Origin of the sequence: Metapseudomonas boanensis, from assembly GCF_018704125.1 — a bacterium.
Lineage (GTDB): Bacteria > Pseudomonadota > Gammaproteobacteria > Pseudomonadales > Pseudomonadaceae > Metapseudomonas > Metapseudomonas boanensis.
In genome coordinates, this window is the sequence record NZ_JAGTIS010000045.1 from 1 (window position 1) to 1894 (window position 1894).

A 1894-nucleotide genomic window follows, 5' to 3' on the forward strand; every position below is an offset into this window, starting at 1 on the left:
GCACGATGCCCGCCGCGCCGTTGGTGGGCGCGGTGACCACGCGGCCGCCGGTGGCGTTTTCCTCGTTCACCGCGAGGGCGTAGAGGTTGACCCAGTCGAGCACGCTGAGGCTGTCGCGCAGGTTGGCTTCCGGGTGCTCACTGAGCTGGCGATACAGCGCGGCAGCGCGGCGCCGGACCTTGAGGCCACCAGGCATGATGCCTTCCTTGCGGCAGCCCGTGGTTACGCAATCCTGCATCACCTGCCAGATCTTCATCAGGCCCGCACTGGTTTCCTCAGGGCTGCGCCAGGCCTTTTCGTTCTCGCGCATCAGGTCGCTGATGGAGAGCCCGGTGTCAGTGCAATGGGCGAGCATGTCCTTGCCGGATTTGAAGGGATAGCGCAGCGGCGTGCGGTCTTCGACGATGCGGTCGAGGCCGGCTGCTTCCTCGTCGACCACGAAACCGCCGCCCACCGAGTAGTACTCGCGGGAGCGGATCTGGATGCCGGCGTCGTCGAAGGCGCGGAAGATCATGCCGTTGGGGTGGTAGGGCAAGGGTTTGCGGATCATCGCCAGGTGTTCCTTCTCGACGAAATGGATCGACTTTTCCCCGCCCAGGCACAGGACGCCACTCTCGCGGATGACCGCCAGTCGAGCGTCGACACTTTCGGTGTCGACGGTATCGGGCTGTTCACCTTCCAGCCCCAGCAGCACGGCCTTGTCGCTGCCGTGACCCTTGCCGGTGGCGCCGAGGGAGCCATAGAGCTCGACTTTCAGGCGCTCGGTGTCAGCCAGCAGATTTTCCCGGCGCAGGCCGTCAATGAAGCGCGCGGCGGCGCGCATCGGGCCCACGGTGTGGGAGCTGGAGGGCCCGATGCCGATCTTGAACAGGTCGAAGACGCTGAGGGACATGTCGTGCTCCTGAGCTCGCGCTCGGCTCATGCTTACTAGTCAGCGTAGACAGCCGGGCGCATCGGGTCCGAAGACCCGACCGCCGAGTGGTAGAAACACCCTGTAGGAGCCAGGGGGACGCCGAGTTCTTGCTCGCGAATGGCTCCGGCAGAAGCGCTTCGCCAGCAAGCTGGCTCCTACGACGGGCTCGCCGTCAGGCGTCCTGATAGGCCTCGATGGACGGGCAGGCACAGACCAGGTTGCGGTCGCCGTAGACGTTGTCGACGCGGCCTACCGGCGGCCAGTACTTGGCCTCGACCAGGCTGGCGCTGGGGTACACGGCCAGCTCGCGGCTGTACGGGTGGCGCCACTCGCCGACCAGCTCCGCTGCCGTATGCGGGGCGTTCTTCAGCGGGTTGTCGTGGGCATCCAGCTGACCTTCCTCCACCGCGCGGATTTCCTCACGGATGCGGATCATGGCGTCGCAGAAGCGATCCAGTTCTTCCTTCGACTCGCTCTCAGTCGGCTCGATCATCAGCGTGCCGGGTACCGGGAACGACATGGTCGGCGCGTGGAAGCCGAAGTCGATCAGGCGCTTGGCCACGTCGTCGACGCTGATGCCGCTAGTTTCCTTGAGCGGGCGCAGGTCGAGGATGCACTCGTGGGCCACCAGGCCATTGCTGCCGGTGTAGAGCACCGGGTAGTGCTCTTCCAGGCGGCGGGCGATGTAATTGGCGTTGAGGATCGCCAGCTGGGTAGCGCGGCGCAGGCCTTCACCGCCCATCATGCGGATGTACATCCAGGTGATCGGCAGGATGCTCGCGCTGCCGAATGGCGCGGCGCTGACTGCGCCTTCCTTGCGCGCCAGGTGACCCTGGCCGTGGCCGGGGAGGAAGGGCGCCAGGTGGGATTTGACGCCGATCGGGCCAACGCCCGGGCCGCCGCCGCCGTGGGGGATGCAGAAGGTCTTGTGCAGGTTCAGGTGCGACACGTCGCCGCCGAACTGGCCCGGGGCACAGAGGC

1 protein-coding gene and 1 pseudogene are annotated in these 1894 nt (G+C 66.4%); both read right to left on the minus strand.

Annotated elements, in window-relative coordinates; genetic code table 11:
- Window positions 1-892: L-serine ammonia-lyase (locus J7302_RS26195; protein WP_215381757.1), on the minus strand; the 892-nt coding region annotated here is incomplete at its 3' end.
- Window positions 893-1085: 193 nt separating this feature from the next.
- Window positions 1086-1894 (minus strand): annotated as a pseudogene (locus J7302_RS26200) (glycine dehydrogenase (aminomethyl-transferring)); the annotation flags it as partial.